The following is a 6,622-nucleotide window of genomic DNA, read 5'->3' on the forward strand; positions in this document are numbered from 1 at the left end:
GCACCTCGCGCACCAGTTCCTCCGGCGGCAGATCGGCATTCACCATTACCATCTCGGTGCGGTGAACCATGACGTCGGAGACCTGGAGCTCACGTAGATCCAGCAGCCCGCCGAACATGTCGCGGTCCAGCTTCTCGACCTTGCCTTCGTGGTGCAGCAGATCGACCGCGCCGCGCAGCCGTTCGGTCGGCGACAGCATCGGCTGGTTGGCGCCGACCTTGAAGCCGATCAGGCGCATCAGGACTCGTACCACCGCCTCGATCACGGTGAGCAGCGGCCCGAGCACGAACATGGTGACGCGCATCGGGCGCGCGACCAAAAGCGAGACGCGGTCCGGCGCCCTGATCGCGATGGTCTTCGGCAAGACTTCCGCGAAGATCACGACCAGCACCGTCATCACGCCAGTGGCGTAGAGCACGCCGACATCGCCGAACCAGGCGGTGAAGATGCCGGTCGCCAGCGCCGAGGCGCCGATATTGGCGATGTTATTGCCGAGCAAGAGCGCGCCGATCAACCGCTCGCGCATGTCGAACAGGCTGGAGACGACGTCAGCCTCGCGATTGCCCTGCTTCGACAGCCGCAGCATGCTGGCGCGGGAGGCGCCGGTCAGCGCGGTCTCGCTGAGCGCGAAGAAACCGGAGGCGCCCAGCAGCACGACGACGATGACACATGTAATCCAGTCCATGACGCTGCTATCACTTTGTCTGGGCCGCAGAGCTTGCACGCCGCGGCCGGCATGATCGATCAGCTGCGACGCGCGAGCCTGACTTGAAGGAAATCGCGAACCCTGGCCGGATCGACGTCGTTCGCAATTACCGCGCGGCCGATCGCCTCCATCAGAATGAAGGTGAGCTTGCCGCGCTTGACCTTCTTGTCCTGCGCCATCCGCGCCAGCAGCGCATCCGCGTCTCCAAGCCCTTCCTGGGCAAAACCGGCGATATCCTGCAGATGCGTCGGCAGGCCGACCTGCGCGAGGTGGTGGATGATGCGCGCAACATCGCTCTCGGGCAGCATGCCGAGCTCGGCGGAGAACTGCGCCGCCAGCACCATGCCGACCGCAACGCCCTCGCCATGGAACAGCCGATCCGAGAAGCCGGTGGCGGCCTCCAGCGCATGGCCGAAGGTGTGGCCGAGATTGAGCAGCGCACGATCGCCCGTTTCGCGTTCGTCCCGGGCGACAATCGCGGCCTTGGCGCGGCACGAGGTCGCGATGGCATGCTCGCGCGCCGCGCCGCCCTTGAAGAGGTCGGCGTGATTACTCTCGAGCCAGGAGAAGAAGGCGGCATCGCCGAGCAGACCATATTTGGCGACCTCGGCATAGCCGGCACGGAACTGGCGCGGCGACAGCGTATCCAGCGCGGCCGTGTCGGCGATGACCAGCACCGGCTGGTGGAACGCACCGAGCAGGTTCTTGCCTTGCGGCGAATTGATGCCGGTCTTGCCGCCAACCGAGGAATCGACCTGCGCCAAGAGCGAGGTCGGCACCTGCACGAAATCGACACCGCGGCGCAGGATCGCCGCCGCAAATCCGGCGAGATCGCCGACCACGCCACCGCCGAGCGCAATGACGAGATCGTTGCGCTCGATCTTCGCCGCGATCAGCGCCTCGCTGACCTTCTCCAGGCCGGCGTAGCTCTTCGAACCCTCACCCTCGTCGACGACGACAGCCGTAGCCGGGATGCCGGCCGCCGCCAGCGACGCCTCGGCGGGCGCCAGCCAATGTTTGGCGACCGTGCGATCGGTAACGATGGCGGTGCGGACGCCGGGCCTGAGTGCAGCGACGCGCTGGCCGAGCGAGGCCAGTACGCCGCGGCCAATGACGATGTCATAGGCGCGCTCGCCGAGCGCGACGTCGACGGTGATGGAATCGGAATGCTTCAGAGGCACGGTCATCGCAGCCCGCCCATCACCTGGCTTGGCTCGTCCGGCGCGCAGAGCCTGGCATGCAGGGCCTCGATGCATTCGTCGACGATCTTGTCGTGCGGCACGTCGCGCGACCAGATCGTCAGGTCCGCATCCTGATAGACCGGCTCGCGCTCGGTCAGAAGCCGGGTCACGGTGCCGGCGGGATCGGCAGTCTGCAGCAGCGGCCGATCGCCCCGGCGCTTGACGCGACGCAGGATGACGTCGGCATCGGCCTTGAGCCAGACCGAGATCGCCTTGTCGCGGATTCGCTGGCGGGTTTCCTCGCGCATGAACGAGCCGCCGCCGGTCGCCAGCACGGTGGGCCCGCTCTCCAGCAGCCGCGCGATCACCCGTGCCTCGCCGTCGCGGAAATGCGCCTCGCCGTGAGCTTCGAAGATCTCCGGGATGGTCATGGTCGCCGCGGCCTCGATCTCATTGTCGGCATCGACGAAGGGCAGCTTCAGCCGCGCCGCCAGCCGCCGCCCGATGGTCGATTTGCCCGCCCCCATCATGCCGATGAGCACGATCAGCCGGGTGCCGAGGGCCGCGGTGATTTCGGCCTCCGGCGAACCGGGCGTCGTGGCTGGCTGGATGGTTTCGCTCATAAATCGCTTCTATCCCGCCAGCCCGTCGTATGCCAGTGCCCCGGGTCCAGGCATCCATTCGATCCAGGCGTGGCGCTGGCCGACAGGTTTGCAAGCCGTGCTTGCAAGCTGTGGGCGAACATGTTGGATGACGTCTCATGCTTCATGCGTTGTCCGATCGCTTGAGATGCCCAGCCTTTTTCGCTTCCTGACCGTGGTCGCCATCATCGTCGGCGTCGTCTATGGCGCGATCTTCGCGCTGGCGAATTTCGTCAACCCGAAGCCGCGCGAAATGACGGTGACGATCCCGCAGGACAAGTTCCTCAAGAAATAGATCTGCCCTGACCAGACTGACGTGAAAGCCACACCGGTCGGTTAAGTTTTCTGTTGTTCTCTGAAATCTGATCGACGCCGCGATATCGACCCACTTCGCTTTCACGCGGGGGACGCCGATATTGAAGTTCCGGCTGATGATTCGAACTTCGCGACAGACGGGCAGCAACAGATGCGGGCCAAGGCCTCGGACGGCAAGCTCATCACCCTGTTCCTCGACATGATGGCGGCGGAACAGGGCGCGGGCGACAACACGCTGGCTGCCTATCGCCGCGACCTCGACGACCTCTCCGATTTTCTCACCCGAAGCGGCGCGAGCCTGATCGAGGCCGACACGCAGGCGCTGCGCGATTACCTCGCCGACCTCGACGGCCGCGGTTTTGCCTCGGCGAGCGTGGCGCGCCGGCTGTCGGCGCTGCGGCATATGTTCCGCTTCCTGCTCAACGAACGCATTCGCGCCGAGGACCCCGCCGCGATCCTGTCCGGCCCGAAACGCGGGCGCTCGCTGCCGAAGGTGCTGTCGGTCGCCGATGTCGACCGCATGCTGACGCGGGCCAAGGAACTGACTGAGATGGCGGACGCCTCGCCGACGCAGCGGCTGCGGGCGATGCGACTCTACTGTCTGCTCGAGGTGCTCTACGCCACCGGCCTGCGCGTCTCCGAACTGGTGACCTTGCCGCGTACAGCGGCGCGGCACGACGCCCGCATGATCATGGTGCGCGGCAAAGGCAACAAGGAGCGGCTGGTTCCCTTGAACCAGGCCTCGCGGCAGGCGATGGCCGACTATCTCGCCGCGATGGATGCGCAGAAGGCCGAGAAGAAAGCCAGCGTCACGGCCTCGAAATGGCTGTTCCCCTCCTTCGGCGAGAGCGGACATTTGACCCGGCAGCATTTCGCCCGCGACCTCAAGGAACTCGCGATGGCCAGCGGCCTGCAGCCGCGGCTGGTGTCGCCGCACGTGCTGCGCCACGCCTTTGCCAGCCATCTGCTGCACAATGGCGCGGATCTGCGCATCGTCCAGACCCTGCTCGGCCACACCGATATCTCGACGACCCAGATCTACACCCATGTGGTCGAGGAGCGGCTGAAGAGCATGGTCCGCGACCTGCACCCGCTGGCCGAGAAATAGCGGCCGTTCACAAGCCGCGGACGGAACCGAAATAGGCCGCTTTCCCTCCGCGCAGCCTTGACTTCGCAGCCATCTGACCCGAAAGAGCGCCATTCCGCCCGCGACATCGGCGCCAAATCCTGCCGCGCGTGCGAATGACACCGCCAACCGTTTGCCAAACCGTTGAAGATCTTCGATCTTTTGACGGAGACGCCAAACCGCCCCCCGTTTCAGCGCCTCGATTGATTCCATGCCGGACCCAATGCGCAGCTATCTCGACTTCGAAAAACCGGTCGCCGAGCTCGACTCCAAGGTCGATGAGCTCAGGACCATGGCGGCCGGCGGCACCGACATCGCCGACGAGGTGTCCAAGATCGAGGAGAAGGCTGGCCAGGCGCTGGCCGAGCTCTACGCCAACCTGACGCCGTGGCAGAAGACGCTCGTCGCCCGCCACCCGCAGCGGCCGCATTTCAGCGATTTCGTGAACGGCCTGATCACGGAATTCACCCCGCTCGCCGGCGACCGCAAATTCGCCGAGGACGCCGCCCTGCTCGGCGGCTTCGGCCGCTTCCGCGGCGAGGCGATCTGCGTGATGGGCCAGGAGAAGGGCGCCACCACCGAGTCCCGCCTCAAGCACAATTTCGGCATGGCCCGCCCGGAGGGTTACCGCAAGGCCGTGCGGCTGATGGAGATGGCCGAGCGCTTCAGCATTCCGGTGCTGTCGCTGGTGGATTCCGCCGGCGCCTATCCCGGCATCGGCGCCGAGGAGCGAGGCCAAGCCGAAGCGATCGCCCGCTCGACCGATTTCTGCCTGTCTCTCGGTGTGCCCAATGTCTCGATCATCACCGGTGAGGGGATGTCGGGCGGCGCCATCGCGCTGACCACGGCCAACCGGGTGCTGATGCTCGAGCACGCGATTTACAGCGTGATCTCGCCTGAGGCCGCCTCCTCGATCCTGTGGCGCGACGGCACCAAGGCGCAGGAAGCGGCCAACAGCATGAAGATCACTGCCCAGGACATGCTCCGCTTCGGCGTAATCGATGAGATCCTGAAGGAGCCGGTCGGCGGCGCCCACCGCGATCCCAGCGCGATGATCGCGGCCACCGGCGACGCGATCGCCGCGGCGCTCGACGACCTGAAGGGCATGGACGCCGACGCCATCCGCAAGCAGCGCCGGCAGAAATTCCTCGACATCGGCCGCAAGCTCGGCTGATGTCCGCTTAAGCCCTCCCGAGATACCGTCTTCGCGTCTCCTGCTCGCGGCTTTGTGAGCGGTTTGGCCGTATTTCAGCCGGGCGGGCCGTGTCTGCTGTTCAGATATTCTTCACCACGCCGGACGGCTCCGTGGCCATGCCCAGGGAGCCCGGGTTGCGGCGCATCCGGCCAGTGGTTACAATTTTAATCATACGGGTTTGCGGACATGACGCGACGCAGGATCCGGGACGACGGACCAGCCGCCCGGGATGCGCTGTAGGGCTGGTGTGGGGTACGCGCGACGTGCCCAATTGGTGGGGAGCTTTGCATTGATCAACCGCGCTTTGGTCCGGGTTCTCATGACCTCGGCTGCGCTGGCTGCGGGGTCGCTGTTGGCCGGCTGCAACAGCGACGGGGTTTCGCTCGCCAACAACGCCAAGGCCAACCAGCCGGTGCCGTCGAAGCTGGTCGCCGCGATGGGCGAGAAGAATATGGATCCGCAGTCGCCGATCCTGATCCGCCTGTTCAAGCAGGAGGCCGAGCTGGAGGTCTGGAAGCAGGACCGCAATGGCCAGTTCGGCCTGCTCAAGACCTATCCGATCTGCCGCTGGTCGGGCGATCTCGGCCCCAAGGTGCGCGAGGGCGACCGCCAGGCACCGGAAGGCTTCTACTCGATCTCGCCATCGCAGATGAATCCGCAATCGGCCTATTATCTCTCCTTCAACACCGGCTATCCCAACGCGTACGACAAATCGCTCGGCCATACCGGCTCGGAGCTGATGGTGCATGGCGACTGCTCCTCGCGTGGCTGCTACGCGATGAGCGACGAGCAGATCGCCGAGATCTATGCGCTCGGCCGCGACTCCTTCTTCGGCGGCCAGCGCGCCTTCCAGTTCCAGGCCTATCCGTTCCATATGACGGCGGCCAACATGGCGCGGCATCGTAACAATCCGAACATGCCGTTCTGGAAGATGATCAAGGAAGGCAACGATCACTTCGAGGTCTCGCGCCAGGAGCCGAAGGTCGATTTCTGCGAGCATAAATACGTGTTCGACGCCCAGAAGCCGCCGGGCGCCACCCGCGATCCGGTGTTCGATGCCTCGGCGAAATGCCCCGCTTACGTGGTGGCCGACAGTCTCGCCAGCGCGGTGCGCGAGAAGCAGGCGGCGGACGATTCCGAGTTCAACAAGCTCGTGGCCAAAGGCACGCCGGTCGCCCGGCTCAACACCGGCATCGACGGCGGCATGAACCAGGTGTTCGCCTCGCATGTGCCCGGCGGCGCCTCGACCGGCCTGTCCGATACGGTCGAGCCGCACGGCCTGACGTTGATGTCGTCGATGGCGCCGGGCACGATCCCCGCCTACGTCAATCCGCCTGCTACGCCGGGACCGGATGAGGCGGCGTCGAGCCGCGTTGCTGCGGTGACCGCGCCGGAGAAATCTCATTTGATGGCGAACCTGCGCAAGGCGGGTACGACCGGCGCGCTCGCAGCCAATAC

Annotated in this window: 7 protein-coding genes; 4 read left to right on the forward strand and 3 right to left on the reverse strand. The window is 65.6% G+C overall.

Annotated features, from left to right (window positions below; all coding sequences use genetic code 11):
* From WA702_RS07310 to WA702_RS07320, 3 genes are all read right to left on the reverse strand, one after another.
* A partial coding sequence (locus WA702_RS07310) for a CNNM domain-containing protein (RefSeq protein ID WP_425109859.1) occupies nt 1–685 on the reverse strand: 685 nt, incomplete at its 3' end.
* 59 nt (nt 686–744) lie between these two features.
* Nucleotides 745–1,893, reverse strand: a complete 1,149-nt coding sequence (aroB, locus tag WA702_RS07315) for a 3-dehydroquinate synthase (protein WP_425109860.1) — start codon at nt 1,891–1,893, stop codon at nt 745–747.
* Complete coding sequence (locus WA702_RS07320; protein ID WP_425109861.1) at nt 1,890–2,510, reverse strand: shikimate kinase; 621 nt, start codon at nt 2,508–2,510, stop codon at nt 1,890–1,892. The genes aroB and WA702_RS07320 overlap by 4 nt, the downstream gene beginning before the upstream one ends.
* A gap of 166 nt (nt 2,511–2,676) precedes the next feature.
* Here WA702_RS07320 and WA702_RS07325 point away from each other — a divergent pair, with 166 nt between their 5' ends.
* The 4 genes from WA702_RS07325 to WA702_RS07340 all read left to right on the forward strand — a co-directional run.
* Entirely contained in the window at nt 2,677–2,823 is a 147-nt protein-coding gene (locus WA702_RS07325; RefSeq protein ID WP_425109862.1) for a histidine kinase, read from the forward strand.
* Between the two features lie 171 nt (nt 2,824–2,994).
* Nucleotides 2,995–3,951, forward strand: coding sequence for a site-specific tyrosine recombinase XerD (xerD, locus tag WA702_RS07330; protein ID WP_425109863.1), 957 nt, complete (start codon nt 2,995–2,997; stop codon nt 3,949–3,951).
* A 229-nt stretch (nt 3,952–4,180) separates the two neighbouring features.
* Nucleotides 4,181–5,143: an acetyl-CoA carboxylase carboxyltransferase subunit alpha gene (locus tag WA702_RS07335; protein WP_425109864.1), complete on the forward strand. Its 963-nt coding sequence runs from the start codon at nt 4,181–4,183 to the stop codon at nt 5,141–5,143.
* A 310-nt stretch (nt 5,144–5,453) separates the two neighbouring features.
* On the forward strand, nt 5,454–6,622 hold a 1,169-nt coding region (locus WA702_RS07340; RefSeq protein WP_425109865.1), incomplete at its 3' end, for a L,D-transpeptidase family protein.

The organism is Bradyrhizobium sp. (assembly GCF_049798375.1).
In the GTDB taxonomy this organism is placed as follows: Bacteria; Pseudomonadota; Alphaproteobacteria; order Rhizobiales; family Xanthobacteraceae; genus Bradyrhizobium.

Coding starts and splice junctions, on each gene's coding strand:
- WA702_RS07335 (WP_425109864.1), top strand. CDS start 4,181: ATGCCGGACCCAATGCGCAGCTATCTCGACTTCGAAAAACCGGTCGCC.
- aroB (WP_425109860.1), bottom strand. CDS start 1,893: ATGACCGTGCCTCTGAAGCATTCCGATTCCATCACCGTCGACGTCGCG.
- WA702_RS07325 (WP_425109862.1), top strand. CDS start 2,677: ATGCCCAGCCTTTTTCGCTTCCTGACCGTGGTCGCCATCATCGTCGGC.
- WA702_RS07320 (WP_425109861.1), bottom strand. CDS start 2,510: ATGAGCGAAACCATCCAGCCAGCCACGACGCCCGGTTCGCCGGAGGCC.
- xerD (WP_425109863.1), top strand. CDS start 2,995: ATGCGGGCCAAGGCCTCGGACGGCAAGCTCATCACCCTGTTCCTCGAC.